The organism is Stenotrophomonas sp. STEN083 (assembly GCF_056759195.1).
Genome location: NZ_JBRRCU010000004.1, coordinates 46,917 through 67,244 on the forward strand (window position 1 = coordinate 46,917; position 20,328 = coordinate 67,244).

Below are 20,328 nucleotides of genomic sequence, written 5' to 3' on the forward strand. Positions count from 1 at the left end.
ATTCCCGCCTTCGCGGGAATGACGGCTTTTGAAGCAACAGCAACTGCAACACAACAAAACACTCCGCACCCAGCAGGCAGAACCAATGCAACGACGCGATTTCATCAACGGAGTTTCCGCCATGGCCGCATTGACGCTGCTGCCGGGTGCGCTTCACGCCAAAGTGCCTACCAGCGATGTCATCGTCGTAGGCGCGGGCTTGGCAGGTCTGTCTGCCGCCCACGCCCTGGAAGCCGGCGGTGCCCGCGTCACCGTGCTGGAAGCCAATCCGCGCGTCGGTGGCCGTCTGCAGACCGTGGTGCGCAATGGCATCCGCTTTGAAATCGGCGGCGTCGAAGTTGGCACCGCCTATGAGCGCGTACATGCCCATGCCAAGCGCGTCGGTGTCGGTATCGTGCCGCCGTCGGCCGCCTTGCCGACTGCTGCCGGGCTGGGCCTGGCCATCGGCGATACGCTGGTGCCAGCCAAATCATGGGGCGAGAGCCCGCTGAACACCTTGCAGGGCCGCGAGCATGGCCTGCTGCCGCCGATGCTGCTGGCCTCCGCGATCGCTGAGCTCGGCTTGCCGGCGGTGGACAGCTGGCGCGACCCTGCCAATCTCTCGCTGGATATCCCGCTGTCACAGTTGATCGCCAGCAAGGGCTGGTCGCCGCAGGCGCTGCAGTGGATGGATATCGGCAATAGCTTCTCTTCGCTGCAGACCATCAGCGCGCTTGATGCACTACGCCGCGATGCGCTGCGTCGGTTCGGCTCCAGGGGCACCGGCTGGGTGCAAGGTGGCAGTCAGGCACTGCCCGAGGCGATGGCTGCATCCTTGTCGCAGCCGCCGGTACTCGACGCTCAGGTTGCCCGGGTCGAATCCGCGCGCGGCATGCTGGACGTCCGCTGCGCCGATGGCCGCCGCTTCCGCGCTGCGCATCTGGTGCTGGCCCTGCCCTGTGGCCCGCTCAGCCGCATCGTCATTGATCCGGCACCGCCGGTTGCACAGCAGCAAGTCTGGTCGGCACGTCGTTCCAACGCCGTCACCAGCATCCACCTGCAGCCCACCCGCAGGTTCTGGGAAGACGACGGCCTGCCGCTGTCGCTGTGGGGCGATGGCCCGCTGCAGCGCGTATTTGCCGTGCCCGGCGCCGATGGCCAGATCAACCGTCTGATCGTCTGGCTCAATGGCGGCATGGCCGAGCAGGCCGATCAGCTCGCCCGCGAGGCTCGCTTTGCCTGGGTCATCAATGCGATGGAGCGGCTGCGGCCGGCGTCCAAGGGCGCGCTGCTGCCGCTGGAGACCCGCAGCTGGGGCAATGATCCCCTGTCCGATGGCGCGTTCTCGGAGATTGCGCCGGGTCGTTTCGCCGAAACCCTGCGCTGGGCCAACACCCCGTTCGGGCGCATCCACTTCGCCGGCGAGCAGACCGAACTGCAGGTTCCGGGCATGGAAGCGGCCGTAACGTCAGGCGAGCGTGCGGCTGCAGCAATTCTTTCGGCCTGATTGAACTACCTTATCCCCTACCTTCCGGGCGCGGATGCGCCTTCCAGAGACAGTAATGAGCCTGAAGACACTGAACCCCTACGATTTGTTCGACGTGCGTTCGCTGCTGAGCGAGGAAGAACGCGCTGTACAGGATTCCGTTGCCCGTTTCACCGATGAGCGCGTGCTGCCGATCATCGGCGACTGCTTCGACCAAGGCCGCTTCCCGACCGAGCTGATCGGCGAGATCGCCGACATGGGCCTGCTGGGCAGCTCGTTGCCGGAACAATACGGCGGCGCCGGCTTGAACAGTGTCAGCTACGGCCTGATCTGCCAGGAACTGGAGCGCGGTGATTCCGGCATCCGCAGCTTCGTCTCGGTGCAGAGCTCGCTGTGCATGTACCCGATCTACGCCTACGGTTCGGAAGAGCAGCGCATGCGCTGGCTGCCGGACATGTCGCGCGGCAAGGTGATCGGCTGCTTCGGCCTGACCGAGGCCCATGGTGGTTCCGACCCGGCCAGCATGAAGACCCGTGCCGTGAAGGATGGCGGTGATTGGGTGATCAACGGTTCCAAGATGTGGATCACCAATGGCTCGGTGGCCGATATCGCCATCGTCTGGGCCAATACCGACGAGGGCGTGCAGGGCTTCGTCGTCGAGAAGGGCACCCCGGGTTTCACCACCCAGGAGATCAAGCACAAGATGAGCCTGCGCGCCTCGGTCACCGGCGCGCTGTTCTTCGACAACGTGCGCGTGCCCGACGCCAACCGCCTGCCCAACGTGAAGGGCCTGAAGGGTCCATTGGGCTGCCTCACCCAGGCCCGCTACGGCATCACCTGGGGCCCGCTGGGCGCGGCCATCGCCTGCCTGGACGAAGTGCTGGCCTATACCAAGGAGCGCATCCTGTTCGGCCGCCCGGTCGCCGCCACCCAGAGCGCGCAGATCAAGATGGCCGACATGGCCCGCCGCATCACTGCGGGCCAGTTGCTGGTGTTGCAGCTCGGTCGTCTGAAGGACGCCGGGCAGATGCAGCCGCAGCAGGTCTCGCTGGCCAAGTGGAACAACTGCCGCCTGGCCATCGACATCGCCCGCGAATGCCGTGACCTGCTCGGCGGCGCCGGCATCACCACCGAGCACGGTGCGATCCGTCATGCGCTGAACCTGGAATCGGTGATCACGTACGAAGGTACCGAGACCGTGCACCAACTGGTGATCGGCCGCGAGCTGACTGGCATCAACGCGTTCTGATGATGGACGGCCTGCATAGCACCATGCAGGCCGTCTGCCTGCGGCAGATTCCGCAAGGCCTGCCGCAGCTGCAGGATTTTGAAATGCAGCAGCTGCCGTTGCCGGTGATCGGTGACGGCCAGCTGTTGGTGCAGGTGCAGTGGTTGTCGCTGGACCCGTTCCTGCGCGCGCAACTCGGTGGCCGTTATGCGTTGCCGTGCCCGCCGTTGGGAAGCATCGTGCCGGGCTATGGCATCGGCACGGTGATCGCCGATCGCAGTGGTCGGTTTGCGCCCGGCGACGTGGTGACGGGAATGACAGGCTGGGCGGAGTTCGCGGTGATGGATGCCAATGCCACGGCGTTGGTTGATGCGACGTTGGCATCGGCTAGTACCTTCCTCGGTGTGCTTGGTGTCCCCGGCCTCACCGCGTGGGCCGGTGTGCGGAAGATCATGCAACCAAAAGCTGGCCAGACCATCCTGGTGTCCACCGCTGCTGGTGCGGTTGGCAGCGTCGTTGGCCAGCTGTGCAAGGCTGCAGGCTGCCGCGTGGTTGGCATCGCCGGCAGCGTACAGAAATGCGCCATCGTCACCGACGATTTTGGCTTCGATGCCTGCGTGAGTTATCGCGATCCGGAGTTCGCCAAGGCGCTGCGCGCAGCCTGCCCGGATAGCATTGATGGTTACTTCGACAATGTCGGTGGCGCCGTGCTGGAAGCCGCGCTGTCACTGCTGCGCCTGCATGCGCGCGTGGTGCTGTGCGGGCTCAGCGATCAGTACAACCGTGCCGAGCGCCCGGCTGGTCCCAATCTGGGGCCGGTGATTGGTGCGCGCGCACGCCTTGAAGGCCTGGTGGTCTACGACCATCTGGCTGATTTCGTGGAATGCCGCACTGAACTGGCGCAGATGATCGCCGCCGGTACGCTGCGCTACCGCGAACATATTCACGACGGGCTGGCCACTGCGCCGGCTGGTTTCATCGGCCTGCTCAATGGCGACAACCTGGGCAAGGCGCTGGTACGGCTCTAAGGAACACGCATGCCCCAGATTCAACGCTGCTTCGCTTCCGTCAACGGACGGCAAGTGCACTACCGCATTGCCGGCAGTGGGCCGGCGCTGCTGCTGATCCATCAATCGCCGCAGAATTCGCGCATGTGGGCGGCGATGCAGCAACGCTACGCCGACCGCTATACGGTGATTGCGCCGGATACGCCCGGCTTCGGCTATTCCGATGCATTGCCCGGCAACCCGATGACGATTGCCGAGTTCGGTGCGGCCACCCTGGAGTTCGTCGACGCCATCGGCCCGCAGCGCTTTGCGGTATTCGGCATGCATACCGGCGGGCTGATAGCGGCCTGGTTGGCCTGGGCTGCGCCCGAGCGTGTCGCCGCGCTGGTAGTCGATGGCTATGCGGCTTTCACTCCAGAAGAAAGCGCGCTGTATGGCGACGCCTATCTGCCGCCATTCGTGGCGCAGTGGGACGGCTCGCACCTGCGCTGGCTGTGGTCGCGCATGCGTGAGCAGAAGTATTACTTCCCTTGGTACGACGGCCGCGCCGAAGCGGCGATGACGATTCCACCGCAGACCACCGAGAGCACCCGCGAAACGGTGATGGATGTGCTGGATGTTGGCGATACCTACCGCGCCGGGTATGCGGCGGCGTTCCGCCACAACGACCACTTCTGGCTGCAGCAGCTGCAGATGCCGTCGTGGCTGGTCTACCGTCATGGTGATCCGCTGCTGGCGCATATGCCGCGCCTGCGCGGTCTGCCTGCCAACGTAACCGTGGTCGAAGAGCCGGCGGGCATCCCAGCGATGCTCGACAACATGGATGCGTGGTTGGCGCAGACCTTGGCTGCTGAGTCGAACTTCGTTGCTGGCAACGCTGCTACAGCGGCGAACAAGCGCTGGCAGCGCCGCATCATCGCCAGCGCCAGCTGTGACATGGCGGTCTGGGAGCGGGCAGGGCGGGGCCAGCTGCGGCTATGCCTGCATACACCCGGCACCAAGCCATTGACACCGCAACAACTCGAGATCGATGACAGCGCGTGCTTGCTGCCGGATCTTCCCGGTCACGGTGCGTCCTGCGAAGGTGATGCTGGCTTGGATGCCGCCAGCGTGGTCGCAGCCTTGTTGGACGCAGTGCGTGACAGCGCCGAGCTGCCGTTGCTGATCGAAGCGCATGGCGCTGCTGCCGGTTACGTTCCTGCGCTGGTGGATGCGCTGGGCGCGCGTGTCAGCGAAGTCGTGCTGCACTCGCCATGGCTGCTCACTGCCGAAGAACAGGCCGTGCTGCTGCAGGGTCTGCCAAGCACCGTCATCGACCGCGCCGGCGGCTACCTCTGCGATGCCTGGCAATGGGAGCGCGAGCGCCATCTGCTATGGCCATGGTTGGCGCCGAGTGCCGCTGCACGCCGCCGCGTGGACGCGCCTGCGCCTGCGTTGGTGCATGCCAATGTGGTTGAGCTGCTGCGCCTTGGCCGCCGCCTGCACGGCCTGCTGCACGATGTCACCGCGCCGGACCTGACCGCGCGCCTGCGCGCCTTGCCGGTACCGCTGCGTGTGATCACCGATGCCGAGTCCGATTACCAGGGGCGCGCCGCCGCCCTGTCCGCCTGAGCTGAAGGACCCCCATGAGCAACGACACTACAACCGCCGTCATCGCCGCGCTGCAATCCAGCTGGGGTGGCAGCATCGTCACCGATGCCGGCGAGCTTGAGTACTACGCCACCGACGTCTACTCGCAGGGCCAGCCGCTGCTGGCGGTGCTGCGCCCGAATGACGCGCAACAACTGGCCGCTGCGGTCAAACAACTCACCGACGCCGGTGTTGCAGTGATCGCGCGTGGCGGCGGCATGAGTTACACCGGTGGCTATACCGCCGCGCAGAGCCCCAGCGTACTGGTGGATACCAGCTCGCTGGACAGGATCGTCGAGATCAATCTGGAAGATGCCTACGTGGTGGTCGAGTCTGGCGTCACCTGGCGCGCGCTCAAGGAAGCGCTGGATGCAAAGGGCGTACGCACGCCGTACTTCGGGCCGATGTCCGGCTCGCATGCCACGGTGGGCGGCGGCATGTCACAGGGTGCGATCTTCCACGGCACCGCCCGTTATGGCTGCTCGGCCGACGTGGTGCTGGGCCTGCAGGTAGTCACCGCCAATGGCGACATTCTCACCACCGGCTCGGCCGCGGCTGCCAACACCACACCGTTCTTCCGCTGGTACGGCCCGGACCTGACCGGTCTGTTCCTGGGCGACTGCGGCCTGCTCGGCATCAAGACCCGCATCGTGCTCAAGCTCATCCCCAAGCACACGCATATCGACTATTTGTCCTGGCAGTTCCCGACCGCCGATGGCCTGTTTGCCGCGCTTGGCGTGCTTGCACGGCATGGGCTCGCCAGCGAAACGGCGGCTTTCGATCCGGCGCTTACCCGCGTGCGCATGCGCCGCGCGGGCCTCTCCAGCGACGTCAAGGCGCTGACCAATGTGATCAGGAAGGGCGGCCTGATTTCCGGCCTGAAGCTGGCGGTGAAGGGCCGTGACATCGTCGACCAGGAGCAGTTCTCGCTGCACGTCACGTTGGAAGGCGACAGTGCAGCGGAGGTGGCCGATCGGGTCGCGCGTGCGCGCAAGCTGGTGGCTGAATTCGGCGAGAGTATTGAACCGTCCATCCCCAAGATGATGGCCGCCAACCCGTTTGCGGCCTGGAACTCCATGCTGGGCCCGCAGGGTGAGCGTTGGGCGCCGGTGCATGCACTGGTGCCGCATTCCAAGGCCAGCAGCATGTTCAACGCGCTGCAGGCGCTGTTCGCGCGCGAGCAGGAAACCATGGACAAGCACGGCATCTTCATCGGCACCCTGCTGTCCAGCGTGGGTGCGCAGGTTGCGCTGATCGAACCCTGCATCTATTGGCCGGACAGCCACAATGCATTCCACCAGCGCACGGTCGATGCCGACCACCGCGAGCGCATCGGCTGCCCGGGCGAACATCCGCAGGCCCGCGCAGCTGCCGACGCGCTCAAGCGGCAGATCGCAGACACCATGCGCGCGCATGGCGCGGCCAACCTGCAGCTGGGCAAGTTCTACGACTACCGCGCCGGCCGCGACCCTGCCGCATTGGCGGTGCTGGACGCGGTCAAGGCCCAGCTCGACCCCAAGGGCCTGATGAACCCCGGCGTCCTGAGTCGCTGAGGCTGGCAAAGCACCCCCTCTCCCGCCCCCGCGTTCGCGGGGGCACCCTCTCCCGCAAGGGGAGAGGGATTGGGATTCTGCAGCTTGAGGCATCACTCGAAGCTGCAGCCAACTGCTTTAGCCCCTCTCCCCTTGTGGGAGAGGGGTTGGGGGGAGGGGCGGCGAAGCCTGCCGCATCTTCCCCAATAACCCGGACTCAACGGCCAAGCCCAACGCCTGGCCGTTCGCGTAGGTGCCACCGCAATTGTCCAGCCTGAACCCTCCGTGCTTCCATCGCTGGCCGGTTTCCGTACCATCGGCAACAATATGCCGGCCTGATCCCACCCGGACGGCCCACGTTCGATGCAGATCGAACCGCCACCCGCAGCCACCGAGACACTGTGAAAACACCCCAACAATTGCAGGTCCTGATAGACGACGGCGTCATCGACGAGGTCCTGCGCCCGCTCAAGAGCGGCAAGGAAGCAGCGGTTTACGTGGTCCGCAGCGGCGACGAGATCCGCTGTGCCAAGGTCTACAAGGACATGGCGCAGCGCAGCTTCCAGCAGCGCGTGCAGTACCAGGAAGGCCGCAAGGTGCGCGGCAGCCGTGAGGCCCGCGCCATCGGCAAGGCCAGCAACTACGGCCGCAAGCAGGCCGAAGCGGCCTGGAAGAACACCGAAGTGGACGCGCTGTACCAGCTGCGCGACGCCGGCGTGCGTGTGCCGGAGCCGTTCGGCTATTTCCATGGCGTGCTGGTGATGGAACTGGTGACCGACACCGAGGGCTTCAGCGCAGCGCGCCTGGGCGAGGTGGAGCTCAGTGCCGAGCAGGCGCGTGAGTTCCACGCCGTGCTGGTACAGCAGGTCAAGCTGATGCTGTGCTGCGGCCTGATCCATGGCGATCTGTCGCCGTACAACGTGTTGGTGGGCCCGGATGGCCCGGTGGTGATCGACTTCCCGCAGGTGGTCAGCGCCGGTGGCAACAACGCCGCCCGTACCATGCTGCTGCGTGACGTCAACAACCTCACCGCCAACCTTGGTCGCTGGGCTCCGGAGCTGCTGGAAACCTGGTACGGCGAAGAAATGTGGGAGTTGTTCCAGGCCGGCGATCTGCTGCCGGATACCGTGTTGACCGGCGAGTTCACCCCGGATGAGCATGCGGTGGATCTGGACAGCGTGCGTCACGCCATCAACGACGCCCGCGAAGAAGCGCTGATCCGCCAGCAAGGCCGCGAAGCCGCCGCCGAAGAAGACTACTAAGGGTAGTGCCGAGCCATGCTCGGCACTACAGGGCAGCGCTGGCCTCACTCATCGCCAAGCGATGATTCCTCACGCGGATCGGCCAGCAGAAAAGAATCATCACCCGCAGCGGAGGTAACCCGGGCGGTACCGCCATTGCGCAGCTCCCAATGCCAACTCTCATAGCGGGTAGTGAGCGTGCCGCGCACATAGCAGGGCCCGTGCAGGAAGAAGTCATGTTCCTGCCGCGGGGTGATCAGCACGGCATGGCGGAAGAACGCACGCAGCTGCTGCGGATCAGGTTTGAATCCATCACACAGAAGCGCATCGCGCTCGTTGTCGACGCCACTGCCGGTAACCACGATGTTGGACAATGCACCCAGCGGTCCGGGGCGGGTTGCGCATGCGCCCAGCAGCAGCACCCCAAGCAACAACAGGCTGCGGCGCGACGTGCTCGCCGTCAGGGTGAGAACTCGGGAGATTCCGTTTCTCACGGTGATGTACTCCCTTCGCTCTGCAACTGGTAGTGCCCCGGCGCACCCAGCACCACATTGAACACACGCGGTTCCAGCGAATAGGCATGAACCAGATTGAGCTGCAACGCTGTGTCGCTCAGCACGACGGTGCCGCTTCGGTTGGGACACGACCAGAAGCTGTCCGACGCTTCAGCCAATGGTAGCTTTGCGACGGTCGTGAACGGTTTTCCGGGTGCCGTTGCGCTCAGCCATTCAATCCAGACGCGGCAGGAAACGTGTTCGAAGCCAACATTTTCCAGACGCACCCGATAAGCCCCCTGCTGTTGCCCTGACTGCCAATGGCCGGCAGTGACGATGGCCAATGTGGCAGCCTCATCCTGGGTATCGGCTGCAGCAGCCGGCGTAGCCGCAAGCAGCAAGCACAGCAGCATGGAATGACTATTCATGTCGGAGAACGTCCTTGGGAATCGAGTGCGTGCTTCACGCAGGCGCGTGCCCGCCCGCGAGCCGATGATAACGAATCAGGAACTTGAGTCGGGCTGCCAGCAAGTGGTTGCATGGATGAAGCCATGGCAGCGGTAATTTGGTCCTTCGCAGGAAATCTGGGCGGTAACCCGTGTTGCGTCCTTTGCGAAGGTGTAGCAGGCCACGGAGACCTCTCCGTTGACGCTTAACGCTGGTGCCGCAGAGGGTCCGTAACGAAGTGACAACGCGTTCTGGAGCCGCTCGCGGCAGGGGTCGAAGTCCAGTTCCGAGCTGAAAATCAGCTGTTCCAGGATATGGTTGGGTTCTTCCGTACATGCCTGTACCAGATCCGTTTCGATATCGAATTCCTGGCCCAGCGTGAAACCGTTGAGTAGAGGCATGTGGATCCGAGGACCTGCAGTTCAAAGAAGGCAGGTCGAGTGTATTTGGCGAGGCCCGGCTGTGAAAGCTGGCCAGACCGCCGCATGTAGTGCCGAGCCATGCTCGGCAAAGCGCCATCCAAGCAATTGCAGGAGCGGCGTAAGCCGCGAAGCCGGTAGAAATGAACACCGTTCGCTACAGCCGGCTGATCATCTTCAACCGCACCTGCGCCGCCGCCACATCGTGTCGTTCTGCTGCCATCACGCATAGATGATCCAGCAATGCCTGCGGCTGCAACAGCAATGGATCACCTTCGTCCAGACGCAGTGCCAGATGCCCCCACCAGAACGGGTGGCCATCCAGATAGATTTCATATCCAACGATGTAGCGATGCGCATCCATTTCAGGTGCCTACATGCACGCGGTCGCCGACATCGCTGCAGCACAGGTGTTCCAGCGCCAGTTCCATGGCCAGCACATAGCTTTGCGCACAGTAGCCTTGGGCGATGCCAAGACGGCGGCCAAGGTGCTTCGGCAGGCAGGACTGTGGCGCGTCGCTGGCGTCGTCGTGTACTTCCACATAGGCATTGCGCAGGCGCGGCAGTAGGCGCTGCAGGCGCAGACTGTGCACGCAGGCCGCCGGTGCGAGCAGGATCACGTCATCCGGGTTGTGGTCGGCCGCGCACAGCGAGTCCAGCAGCTCTTGTTCGGAGCGGCAGTCGCGCTGTGCCACGCTGATGCCGACATCGAGTGCGCGGTGCACCAATGCATTCATGACCTTGCTTGGCAGCGGCACAGCAGCTTGCAGCTGCGCATCATGGGCATCGGGCCCGCGCACAATGAAGATCGCCATGGCTCAGGCACCTTGTCCGTTGCTGAGCAGACGTGTGGCAATTGCCAGCGACAGATGCCGCGCCTCGTCGGTACCGGTACTGCAGACCACTACCGCTGTGGCGGCATGGTGTGGATGCAGATGGGTTTCCAGCGTATCGGCATCATTGCTGGCGATTTCGATATACGGCGCCCGGAGGGCGTCCAGGGCGTTGCATACACTGCGGCCGTGGAGCGCCCACTGCGTATCGTCGGTGGCGCTGTTTTCAATCAGCACCCAGTCCGGCGCTTGTTGACGCGCGTTGTGCAGGCATTGGGCCAGCGCCGGCAGTGAACCGCACTGCAGGCATTGCAGTGGCTGTCCGGCGAGTTGTGCAGGCAGCAAGGACGCATCCGGCATTGCTGGGTTGCGGGTATGCCGGATCAGTAAAACGCTCATGTAGCACCAGGTTCAAGCGCCGTGCGGCGCGGTGGTGCCACGATGCGCCGCAGCGGCATCAAATCGCCATGGTGGCCAAGCGTGGCGGCGTAAAGTCTGCGTAGCAAAGTCTGCGGCCGGGGTTCGGCAGTCGCGGGGAACTTCGCCCGGCCTTGGCGGTCAGTTGGCTAACCCTGGAGCTTGTGATTGGCCATGAATGAGACCGCGTCCGCTACATCACCCCATCCCGTCGCGCAGTGGATTCGCCGCGAAGCCCTGCCGTTGGCGGTGATGTTGCTGCTGCTGTTCGCCGCCCGCGACAGCCTGGCCAACCACTACCAGGTGCCCAGCGGCTCGATGCAGCCGACCCTGCAACCCGGTGATCGGGTGGTGGTGGATATGCGTGCGTATGGCCTGCGCGTTCCCTTCACCGATGTGCAACTGCTGGCCGGGCAGGCACCGCAGCGGGGTGATGTGGCGGTGTTTGATTCGCCGGCCGATGGAACGCGGCTGATCAAGCGCGTGGTTGCCGTGGCCGGTGATCGCGTGCAGTTGCATGATGGCTATCTGACCATCAATGAGCAGCTGCTGCGGCAGGACGTGGCGCGTGAGTTGTTTGGCAACAAGCAGGTGCAACTGGATCTGGAGGACGGCGGTGGCCCGGATATCAACGGCATCACCATTCCGGCCGGCAAACTGCTGGTGGTGGGCGACCATCGCGGTAACAGTTTTGATGGGCGATTCTTTGGATTGGTGGACGCCGATACGGTCTACGGCAAGGCGCTGGCGGTGTATTGGCGGCGCGGGGAAGGGCCGGAGTGGCAGCGTTTGTAAGCGGCGATGGCGAAGAAGAAAAACGGCACGGAGACGTGCCGTTTTTTTGCCTTCGTTTTTTTTGTAGGAGCGGCGTAAGCCACGAAGCAGATAGCGCCGGCAATCTGCATGCATGCAATGGCAATCAGAAAGGGGCTGTATTGGTGTTGGCTTCGCGGCTTACGTCGCTCCTACCAAACCCGCGCATTGGTCATACCAATCGCTTTGACTAACCCTATGGTCTAATAGGATCTCCGCGGAAACGGCGATTCAATCGCGTCTCGCTGGTCGGTTTTGCTGAATATTGGTAATACCAATATTCGCGACCACGGTAATCTCCACCTGCGGGTGGGCCGCCTTTCGCCTTTGACGAGAACCTGCATGCAGCCCTGGGAACAACTGTACGACCCCGCTGGCAACCTCTGGCTGTCCAGCCTGATCGCGCTGTTGCCGATCGCTTTCTTCTTCGTCGCCCTGGCCGTGCTGCGCATGAAAGGCTGGTTGGCCGGCACCATCACTGTGGCCATCGCCTTGGCGGTTGCGCTGCTGTTCTATCGCATGCCGGTGTCGCAGGCGCTGGGCGCGGCCGGCTTCGGCTTCCTGTACGGGTTGTGGCCGATTGCCTGGATCATCATCGGCGCGGTGTTCCTGTACAAGGTGTCGGTCAAGACCGGCCAGTTCGCCATCATCCGCGCTTCGATCCTGTCGGTGACCGAAGACCAGCGGCTGCAGATGCTGATGGTCGGCTTCGCCTTCGGTGCCTTCCTTGAAGGTGCCGCAGGTTTTGGTGCGCCAGTGGCGATCACGGCGGCATTGCTGGTTGGCTTGGGCTTCAAGCCGCTGTATGCCGCCGGCCTGTGCCTGATCGTCAACACCGCGCCGGTGGCCTTCGGCGCAATGGGCATTCCGATCATCGTCGCCGGCCAGGTCACCGGCCTGGATGCGTTCGAGATCGGACAGATGGCCGGTCGCCAGCTGCCGTTCCTGACCATCATCGTGCTGTTCTGGATCATGGCCATCATGGATGGCTGGCGCGGCATCAAGGAAACCTGGCCGGCGGTGCTGATCGCCGGTGGTTCCTTCGCCATCGCGCAATACCTGACTTCCAACTTCATCGGCCCGGAGCTGCCGGACATCACCGCCTCGCTGGCGTCGCTGGTGTGCCTGACGCTGTTCCTGCGCCGTTGGCAGCCCAAGCGCATCTTCCGCTTTGAAACCGAGGCCAGTGCCGAGGCTGCCGCGCAGGCATCGAGCGCACCGCGTTACAGCGCCGGCCAGATCGCCAAGGCGTGGTCGCCGTTCCTGATCCTCACCGCGATGGTCACGCTGTGGAGCATCAAGCCGTTCAAGGCCTTGTTCGCCGCCGGTGGCCCGCTGGAAAGCTGGGTGTTGAAGCTGCCGGTACCGGGCCTGGACCAGCTGGTGCAGAAGATGCCGCCGATCGTGAACGCGCCCACTGCCTACGAGGCCGTGTACAAGTTCGATGCCATCTCGGCCACCGGCACCGCGATCATGCTGGCGGCGGTGATCACCATCGTCTACCTGCGCATGCCGGTGCGTGCGGCGGTGCGTACCTTCGGCGAAACCGTCAATGAGTTGAAGATGCCGATCTACTCGATCGGCATGGTGCTGGCGTTTGCCTTCATAGCCAACTACTCCGGCTTGTCGGCGACATTGGCCTTGGCGCTTGCGCATACCGGCAAGGCATTCACCTTCTTCTCGCCGTTCCTGGGCTGGTTGGGCGTGTTCCTGACCGGTTCGGATACCTCGTCCAATGCCTTGTTCTCGGCCTTGCAGGCGACTACAGCGCAGCAGATTGGTGTGTCTGAAGTGCTGCTGGTTGCCGCCAATACCACCGGCGGTGTCACCGGCAAGATGATCTCGCCGCAGTCCATCGCCATCGCCTGTGCGGCGGTGGGCCTGGCCGGCAAGGAATCGGACCTGTTCCGCTTCACCGTCAAGCACAGCCTGATCTTTACGGTAATGGTCGGCCTGATCACCACCGCGCAGGCCTATTGGCTGACCTGGATGATTCCCTGAGCCATGGCCGCGCGCATCCGCCAACGCAGTGCAGCTTCGGGCCACAATGTCGGCATGAGTACGAAACGTATTTCCGACAAGGTGGCCGCGCAGCTGCGCGTGCTGGTGGACGAACAACAACTGCAGCCGGGTGACCGGCTGCCCTCCGAACGTGCACTGGCGGTGCAGCTCGGGGTCTCGCGCACCGCGCTGCGTGAGGCGATTGCCCAGCTTGGCAGCCAGGGCCTGCTGGTGGCGCGGGTTGGTGGTGGCACCTATGTGGCCGAGCCGGCCGCACGTGCGCGGCAGGCATTGGATGAGCCGCTGGTGCCGTATCTGCCGCTGTTCCAGGGCGATCCGGAATACCGTTTCGACGTGCTGGAAATTCGTCATGCGCTGGAAGGCGCAACCGCCTGGCATGCCGCGTTGCGGGCTACTGATGAGGATCGTGCACGCATCGCGCAGGCCTTCCAGACCATGATGGACGCGCATGGCAAGGACGACCCGGCCGGCGAAGCGCGCGCCGACGCCGCCTTCCACCTGTCCATCGCCGAGGCCTCGCACAATCTGGTGCTGTTGCAGGTGATGCGCGGCCTGTTCGAGCTGCTGCAGACCAATATCTCGCAGAGTCGCGAGAAGCTTTACACCGCATCGACAACCTTTTCCCCCTTGTCCGACCAGCACCGCGAAATGATGGATGCGGTGCTGGCCGGTGACCCCGAGCGTGCGCGTGCCGCAGCGCACACCCATCTTGAGTTCGTGCACACAACGCTGCGCACGCTCGATGAAGACGAAGCGCGGCGTGCCCGCGCTTCGCGGCTTCCTTCCCCCCACGGTTGACCCATGATCATCTCCGCCTCCACCGATTACCGTGCGGCCGCGCAGCGTCGTCTGCCGCCGTTCCTGTTCCACTACATCGATGGCGGCGCGTATGCCGAACACACGCTCAAACGCAATGTTTCCGACCTGTCCGACATCGCGCTGCGCCAGCGCATCCTGCGCGACATGTCCGAGCTCAGCCTGGAAACCGAGTTGTTCGGCGAAAAACTGGCAATGCCGGTTGCGTTGGCGCCGGTCGGCCTGACCGGCATGTATGCGCGTCGCGGTGAAGTGCAGGCGGCGCGTGCGGCGGACAGTCGTGGCATTCCGTTCACGCTGTCGACGGTGTCGGTGTGCCCGATCGAAGAAGTGGCACCTGCGATCAAGCGACCGATGTGGTTCCAGCTGTATGTGCTGCGCGACCGTGGCTTCATGCGCAACGCGCTGGAGCGCGCGCAGGCTGCAGGCGTCACCACACTGGTGTTCACCGTCGACATGCCGGTGCCGGGCGCGCGCTACCGCGATGCACATTCGGGCATGAGCGGCCCGAATGCCGGCATGCGCCGTATTGGTCAGGCGATGACCCATCCGCGTTGGGCCTGGGACGTTGGCCTGTTCGGCCGTCCACATGACCTGGGCAATATCTCTGCGTATCGCGGCAGCCCGACCGGGCTGGAGGACTACATCGGTTGGCTGGGCAACAACTTCGACCCGTCGATTTCGTGGAAGGACCTGGAATGGATCCGCGAGTTCTGGAAGGGGCCGATGGTGATCAAGGGCATTCTTGATCCGGATGATGCGCGCGATGCGGTGCGCTTTGGTGCCGATGGCATCGTGGTTTCCAATCATGGCGGTCGCCAGCTTGATGGCGTGCTGTCCACGGCGCGTGCGCTGCCAGCGATTGCAGACGCGGTGCAGGGCGACCTGAAGATTCTCGCCGACTCCGGCATCCGCACCGGCCTGGACGTGGTGCGCATGCTTGCACTTGGCGCGGACAGCGTGCTGTTGGGTCGTGCCTTTGTCTACGCGCTTGCCGCGCAGGGCGAGGCCGGCGTGGCCAACCTGCTGGACCTGATCGCCAAGGAAATGCGCGTGGCAATGACGCTGACCGGCGCACGTCGCATTGCCGATATCAGCCGCGACTCGCTGGTCAACCTGGCATGAGTGCGAACGAGGCACTGCTGGCGCAGTTGCGCGCTGCCGTTGGTGACGCCCATGTATTGACTGGCGACAAGGCAACCCGGCGCTTCCGCAAGGGTTACCGCTTCGGCGATGGCGCTGTGCTGGCGGTGGTGCGGCCGGGAAGCTTGCTGGAGATGTGGCGCGCACTGCAGGCGTCTGTGCAGGGCGGGGCGGCGATCATCCTGCAGGCGGCCAATACCGGCCTGACCGGTGGCTCGACGCCGGATGGCAACGACTACGGTCGGCCGATCGTATTGATCAGCACGCTTCGGCTGACCGGCGTGCAGTTGCTCGATGAAGGACGGCAGGTGCTGTGCCTGCCCGGCGCTACCTTGGACCGACTCGAACAGACGCTGGCGCCACTGGGACGCGAGCCGCATTCGGTGATTGGTTCTTCGTGCATCGGTGCCTCAGTGCTGGGCGGTGTCTGCAACAACTCCGGTGGCTCGCTGGTGCGGCGTGGTCCGGCCTACACCGAGATGGCGCTGTACGCGCAGGTGGATGGCGATGGCCGCTTGCAGCTGGTGAACCATCTTGGGATTGCCCTGGGCGACACGCCGGAAGAGATCCTGCAGCGCTTGCAGGCCGGCGATTACCAGCCTGCCGATGTGCGTGTTGATGGTGAGCGTGCCGGCTCCGATCCGCGCTATGCGGAACAGGTGCGGCAGGTGGACGCGACAACGCCGGCGCGTTACAACGCCGATCCCAGCCGTCATTACGAAGCGGCCGGTTCGGCCGGCAAGCTGGCGGTGTTTGCGGTGCGCCTGGATACCTTTGCCAAGGAAGCAGCCGAGGTGTTCTATATCGGCAGCAACAGCACTGAAAGCCTCACCGCGATCCGTCGCCAGCTGCTGACCGGTTTCGAGCGTCTGCCGATTTCTGGCGAGTACATCCACCGCGTCGCTTATGACATTGGCGAGCGCTACGGCAAGGACACCTTCCTGCTGATCGACAAGCTCGGCACCGCACGGGTGCCGGCGGCATTCGCTCTGAAGAGCCGGGTTGATGGCTGGTTTGAGCGGCTTGGACTGCGCGGCGTTACCGATCATGCAATGCAGCTGCTGACCGGGCTGCTGCCCTCGCATCTGCCCAAGCGCATGGGCGAGTTCCGCCAGCGCTATGAGCACCACTTGCTGGTCAAGGTATCCGCACAGGATGCGGCGGCGACCGAACAGTGGTTGCGCGGCTTCTTCGCCGGGCATGAAGGCGCTTACTTCCACTGCACGCCGGACGAAGGCCGCAAAGCCTTCCTGCACCGGTTCGCGGTGGCTGGCGCGGCGGTGCGCTACCGCGAAGTGCATCGCGCGCAGGTTGAGGACATTGTGGCCTTGGATATCGCCTTGCGCCGCGACGACCGCGATTGGTTCGAGCAACTGCCGGCTGAGTTGGATGCGCGCTTGCTGCACAAACTCTATTACGGCCACTTCCTGTGCCATGTCTTCCACCAGGACTACATCGCACGCAAGGGCGAAGACCCGATGGCGATCGAGCATGCGATGTGGAAGCTGCTGGATGAGCGCGGTGCCGAATACCCGGCCGAGCACAATGTCGGCCACCTGTACCCGGCCAAGCCGGCGCTGGCGCAGTTCTACCAGCAACTGGACCCGAGCAACACCTTCAACCCTGGCATCGGCCAGACCAGCAAGCAGCCGGGTTGGAAGGGCTGTGATTGCTGAGGGGCACTGAAACGCAAGCGATCTGCTTTGGCCTTAGCTTGTGCTTGTGCTTGTGCTTTTGCTTGAGCTTTGCTCGGGCATTGCTTGAGCCCCTCTCCCGCTCGCGGGGTGAGAGGGGCAGCTTACGAACCACTGGTTCGTTGCCCGTCGAACGTCCTTGCGCCAGCGCAAGGGCCGGGGCGCGGAGCGGGGGTTGGGGTGAGGGGAAGCTTCTAGCTGGCTTGTCATTCCCGTCTGCGCGGGAATGACGTCGAAAAGGCGAAGGCAGGAGCAAAGGCCGGAGCAAAGACCGGAGCAAAGACAAGAGCGATGACCCAACATACGTTGGTTGAAAACCCCGCCTTCGCGGGAATGACGGCAGAAAAGCGAAGCCAAAGCCAAAGCCCAAAGCCAAAGCCAAAGCCCAAAGCAGACAAGCCCAGACCCTACCGCTCCGAATGCCCGGTATCGTCGTACTGCCTCGGCGCAAACAGATCCGGCTGGATCAGCTCAACGAAGGCCCTGGCCTGCGGCGACAACACCTTGCCTCGCCGCACCACCACGCCATAACTGCGCGACGGGAAGTAGTCGCTCATCGCCCGCGTCGCCAGCTTGTCGCGGTCGCCATCGTTCAAGCACAGGGCGGTGACGATGCTGATGCCCATGCCCATCGCCACGTATTGCTTGATCACTTCCCAGCCGCCCACCTCCAGCGCCACCGTGTAGGGCACGCGGTGTTGTTGGAACACCAGATCGACCAGCCGCCAGGTGATCTGCCGGCGCGGCGGCAGGATCAGCGGCCACGGCGACAGGTCTTCCAGGGTCAGGTTCTTCTTCTTCGCCAAGGGGTGGTCGGGTGGGGTGATCAGTACCTGGTCGAAGCGGTAGACCGGCGCGTAGCTGAGGTCTGCAGGGACATCCATCATCGAGCCGATGGCCAGGTCGGCGGCGTCGCTGCGTAGCAGATCGGTGCCGTCGGCGCTGATTGCGTTGTGCAGGGTCAGGCGCACGTCGGGGTGTTGTTGGCGGAAATTTTCGACGATCTTTGGCAGGAGATAGAGGATGGTCGACGAATTTGCCGCGATATTGAGCTCGCCGGCATCCAGCCCGCTGACCTTCTCGCGGAAGCGCGGCAGCAGCCCGTCCAGGCTTTCCACCAGCGGCTGCGCCATGTCGTACAGCAGCTGGCCCTCGCGGGTGGGCACCAGGCGGCGCCCGCTGCGCTCGAACAGCACCACTCCCAGTTCCCGTTCCAGCGCCTGCAGCTGCAGGCTCACCGCCGGTTGGCTGACAAAAAGCGCTTCCGAGGCGCGCGAAACCGAGCCCAGCCGCACCGTCTGCAGGAAGGCCCGCAGCGGCTTGAGCCGATCAGACTTGTAGGAAAAACGCGGGGTTACGGGCGGTTTAGCTGGCATCTTGTCGCCAGTATTAGCACAACTTATAGATAACATTGCAAAAACTGTTTTGTTAAATACCTACCTGCGACCGCACGTTGGAGTCCCCGACATACGCAGGAAGTCCGATGTCCGCCGTCGCCCACGCAGTCGCCACGCCGCAGTCCGCCCCCCGCCCGACCCCGGGCATCACCTTGACCACCCAGTTGGCCGGCCAGTCCGCGCTGCTGCCGGCCGGCGTGCTGGGCCTGCTCGTATCGTTGCACCGCGCGGTCGAGCCGGGCCGGCAGGCGCGCTTGGCGGCCCGCCGCGAGCGTCAGGCCTTCTTCGACCAGGGTGGGCTACCGGATTTCCGTGCCGATACCCGCGCCATCCGCGAAGAGGACTGGAGCGTGGCGCCGATCCCGGCCGCGTTGCAGGACCGCCGCGTCGAGATCACCGGCCCGACCGACCCGAAGATGGTCATCAACGCGCTGAACTCCGGTGCCAAGGTGTTCATGGCCGATTTCGAGGATTCGACCTCACCGACCTGGCGCAATGTGCTGGCCGGCCAGCAGACGATGAAGGCGGCGGTGCGTGGTGATCTGGACTTCACCGCGCCTGCCACCGCCAAGGGCCCGGGCAAGCACTACACGCTGCGCCCGGCCGACGAGCAGGCGGTGCTGATCGTGCGCCCGCGTGGCTGGCACCTGGACGAGAAACACGTGCTGGTCGATGGCCAGCCGATTGCCGGCGGCCTGTTCGATGCCGCGCTGTTCGCTTTCCACAACGCCCAGACCCTGATGGACAAGGATCGCGGCCCGTACTTCTACCTGCCCAAGCTGCAGTCGATGGAAGAGGCGGCGCTGTGGGAGACCGCGCTGTCGCACATCGAAGGCATGCTGTGCCTGCCGCATGGGCAGATAAAGGTCACCGTGCTGATCGAGACGCTGCCGGCGGTGTTCGAGATGGACGAGATCCTGCATGTGCTGCGCGACCGCATCGTCGGCCTGAACTGCGGGCGCTGGGACTACATCTTTTCCTACCTGAAGACCTTCCGCCGCCACGCCGACAAGGTGCTGCCAGAGCGCGGCCAGGTGACGATGACCCAGCCGTTCCTGAAGGCCTATTCGGAACTGCTGATCAAGACCTGCCATCGCCGTGGCGCGCATGCAATGGGTGGCATGGCCGCGCAGATCCCGATCAACAACGATTCCGCCGCCAACGAGCAGGCGATGGCACGGGTACGCGCCGACAAGCTGCGCGAAGTCACTGCCGGCCACGACGGCACCTGGGTGGCGCACCCGGCGCTGATCCCGGTGGCGCGCGCCATCTTCGATGAGCACATGCCCGGTCCCAATCAGCATCACGTGCTGCGCCGTGACGTGCAGGCCAACCGCGATGAACTGATAGCGCCATGCAGCGGCACCGTTACCCGTGCCGGCTTCGAGAACAACGTCGAGGTCTGCGTGCGTTACCTGGCCGCCTGGCTGGACGGCAATGGCTGCGTGCCCATCCACAACCTGATGGAAGACGCCGCCACCGCCGAGATCAGCCGCAGCCAGATCTGGCAGTGGCTGCATGCCGGCAACCAGCATCTGGACGACGGCACCGCGATCGATTTCGCGCTGCTGACCAGCACCCTGCGCGCCTTGCCGGCGCGCCTGGGCGACACCTCCGCACTGCCCGGTGGCAGCCGCATCACCCAGGCCATCGGCCTGCTCGACCAGCTCAGCCGCGCCGACGAGCTGACCGACTTCCTGACCTTGCCTGCCTACCGGCAGATCGATTGAC

19 protein-coding genes are annotated in these 20,328 nt (G+C 64.3%); 12 read left to right on the plus strand and 7 right to left on the minus strand.

Annotated elements, in window-relative coordinates:
* Positions 1 to 121 precede the first annotated feature (121 nt).
* From ACVOK8_RS02285 to ACVOK8_RS02310, 6 genes are all read left to right on the plus strand, one after another.
* The gene (locus tag ACVOK8_RS02285; RefSeq protein WP_481565384.1) at positions 122 to 1,486 is read left to right on the plus strand and encodes a flavin monoamine oxidase family protein; all 1,365 of its coding nucleotides are present in this window, start codon (positions 122 to 124) and stop codon (positions 1,484 to 1,486) included.
* A gap of 55 nt (positions 1,487 to 1,541) precedes the next feature.
* Positions 1,542 to 2,714, plus strand: a complete 1,173-nt coding sequence (locus tag ACVOK8_RS02290) for an acyl-CoA dehydrogenase family protein (RefSeq protein ID WP_481565385.1) — start codon at positions 1,542 to 1,544, stop codon at positions 2,712 to 2,714.
* Positions 2,714 to 3,721 carry an NADP-dependent oxidoreductase gene (locus tag ACVOK8_RS02295; RefSeq protein WP_481565386.1) on the plus strand — a complete coding sequence of 336 codons (1,008 nt, stop codon included), beginning with the start codon at positions 2,714 to 2,716 and terminating at the stop codon, positions 3,719 to 3,721. Before ACVOK8_RS02290 ends, ACVOK8_RS02295 begins: the two co-directional genes overlap by 1 nt.
* Positions 3,722 to 3,730: 9 nt before the next feature.
* Positions 3,731 to 5,311 (plus strand): alpha/beta fold hydrolase, encoded by a 1,581-nt coding sequence (locus ACVOK8_RS02300; protein WP_481565387.1) that lies wholly within the window; start codon positions 3,731 to 3,733, stop codon positions 5,309 to 5,311.
* Between the two features lie 14 nt (positions 5,312 to 5,325).
* The gene (locus ACVOK8_RS02305) at positions 5,326 to 6,882 is read left to right on the plus strand and encodes an FAD-binding oxidoreductase (protein WP_481565388.1); all 1,557 of its coding nucleotides are present in this window, start codon (positions 5,326 to 5,328) and stop codon (positions 6,880 to 6,882) included.
* 380 nt (positions 6,883 to 7,262) lie between these two features.
* On the plus strand, positions 7,263 to 8,123 hold the full coding sequence (locus ACVOK8_RS02310) for a PA4780 family RIO1-like protein kinase (RefSeq protein WP_481565389.1): 861 nt from the start codon (positions 7,263 to 7,265) through the stop codon (positions 8,121 to 8,123).
* A 44-nt stretch (positions 8,124 to 8,167) separates the two neighbouring features.
* Here ACVOK8_RS02310 and ACVOK8_RS02315 read toward each other — a convergent pair whose 3' ends face one another.
* The 6 genes from ACVOK8_RS02315 to ACVOK8_RS02340 form a co-directional block, all read right to left on the minus strand.
* Positions 8,168 to 8,596: a hypothetical protein gene (locus ACVOK8_RS02315; RefSeq protein WP_481565390.1), complete on the minus strand. Its 429-nt coding sequence runs from the start codon at positions 8,594 to 8,596 to the stop codon at positions 8,168 to 8,170.
* The gene (locus ACVOK8_RS02320; protein WP_481565391.1) at positions 8,593 to 9,024 is read right to left on the minus strand and encodes a hypothetical protein; all 432 of its coding nucleotides are present in this window, start codon (positions 9,022 to 9,024) and stop codon (positions 8,593 to 8,595) included. The genes ACVOK8_RS02315 and ACVOK8_RS02320 overlap by 4 nt, the downstream gene beginning before the upstream one ends.
* A 75-nt stretch (positions 9,025 to 9,099) precedes the next feature.
* Positions 9,100 to 9,444 carry a hypothetical protein gene (locus ACVOK8_RS02325; RefSeq protein ID WP_481565392.1) on the minus strand — a complete coding sequence of 115 codons (345 nt, stop codon included), beginning with the start codon at positions 9,442 to 9,444 and terminating at the stop codon, positions 9,100 to 9,102.
* A 175-nt stretch (positions 9,445 to 9,619) separates the two neighbouring features.
* On the minus strand, positions 9,620 to 9,826 hold the full coding sequence (locus tag ACVOK8_RS02330) for a hypothetical protein (protein WP_481565393.1): 207 nt from the start codon (positions 9,824 to 9,826) through the stop codon (positions 9,620 to 9,622).
* Position 9,827: 1 nt separating this feature from the next.
* Positions 9,828 to 10,277, minus strand: a complete 450-nt coding sequence (locus tag ACVOK8_RS02335; RefSeq protein WP_481565394.1) for a 3-dehydroquinate dehydratase — start codon at positions 10,275 to 10,277, stop codon at positions 9,828 to 9,830.
* A 3-nt stretch (positions 10,278 to 10,280) separates the two neighbouring features.
* Positions 10,281 to 10,694: a hypothetical protein gene (locus tag ACVOK8_RS02340; RefSeq protein WP_481565395.1), complete on the minus strand. Its 414-nt coding sequence runs from the start codon at positions 10,692 to 10,694 to the stop codon at positions 10,281 to 10,283.
* A 192-nt stretch (positions 10,695 to 10,886) separates the two neighbouring features.
* Here ACVOK8_RS02340 and lepB point away from each other — a divergent pair, with 192 nt between their 5' ends.
* From lepB to dld, 5 genes are all read left to right on the plus strand, one after another.
* Positions 10,887 to 11,507 (plus strand): signal peptidase I, encoded by a 621-nt coding sequence (gene lepB, locus ACVOK8_RS02345; protein ID WP_481565396.1) that lies wholly within the window; start codon positions 10,887 to 10,889, stop codon positions 11,505 to 11,507.
* Positions 11,508 to 11,867: 360 nt separating this feature from the next.
* Entirely contained in the window at positions 11,868 to 13,526 is a 1,659-nt protein-coding gene (gene lldP, locus ACVOK8_RS02350) for an L-lactate permease (RefSeq protein WP_481565397.1), read from the plus strand.
* Between the two features lie 54 nt (positions 13,527 to 13,580).
* Entirely contained in the window at positions 13,581 to 14,345 is a 765-nt protein-coding gene (gene lldR, locus ACVOK8_RS02355) for a transcriptional regulator LldR (RefSeq protein ID WP_481565398.1), read from the plus strand.
* A 3-nt stretch (positions 14,346 to 14,348) separates the two neighbouring features.
* Positions 14,349 to 15,488, plus strand: coding sequence for an FMN-dependent L-lactate dehydrogenase LldD (lldD, locus tag ACVOK8_RS02360; protein ID WP_282268288.1), 1,140 nt, complete (start codon positions 14,349 to 14,351; stop codon positions 15,486 to 15,488).
* Positions 15,485 to 17,182 (plus strand): D-lactate dehydrogenase, encoded by a 1,698-nt coding sequence (dld, locus tag ACVOK8_RS02365; protein ID WP_481565399.1) that lies wholly within the window; start codon positions 15,485 to 15,487, stop codon positions 17,180 to 17,182. The genes lldD and dld overlap by 4 nt, the downstream gene beginning before the upstream one ends.
* A 425-nt stretch (positions 17,183 to 17,607) precedes the next feature.
* Here dld and ACVOK8_RS02370 read toward each other — a convergent pair whose 3' ends face one another.
* Positions 17,608 to 18,576, minus strand: a complete 969-nt coding sequence (locus ACVOK8_RS02370; protein ID WP_481565400.1) for a LysR family transcriptional regulator — start codon at positions 18,574 to 18,576, stop codon at positions 17,608 to 17,610.
* 107 nt (positions 18,577 to 18,683) lie between these two features.
* On the opposite strand from ACVOK8_RS02370, the gene aceB reads away from it, so the two are divergent.
* A complete protein-coding gene (aceB, locus tag ACVOK8_RS02375; RefSeq protein WP_481565401.1) occupies positions 18,684 to 20,327 on the plus strand; it encodes a malate synthase A in 1,644 nt (547 codons plus the stop codon).
* The last annotated feature ends 1 nt before the right edge of the window (position 20,328 follow it).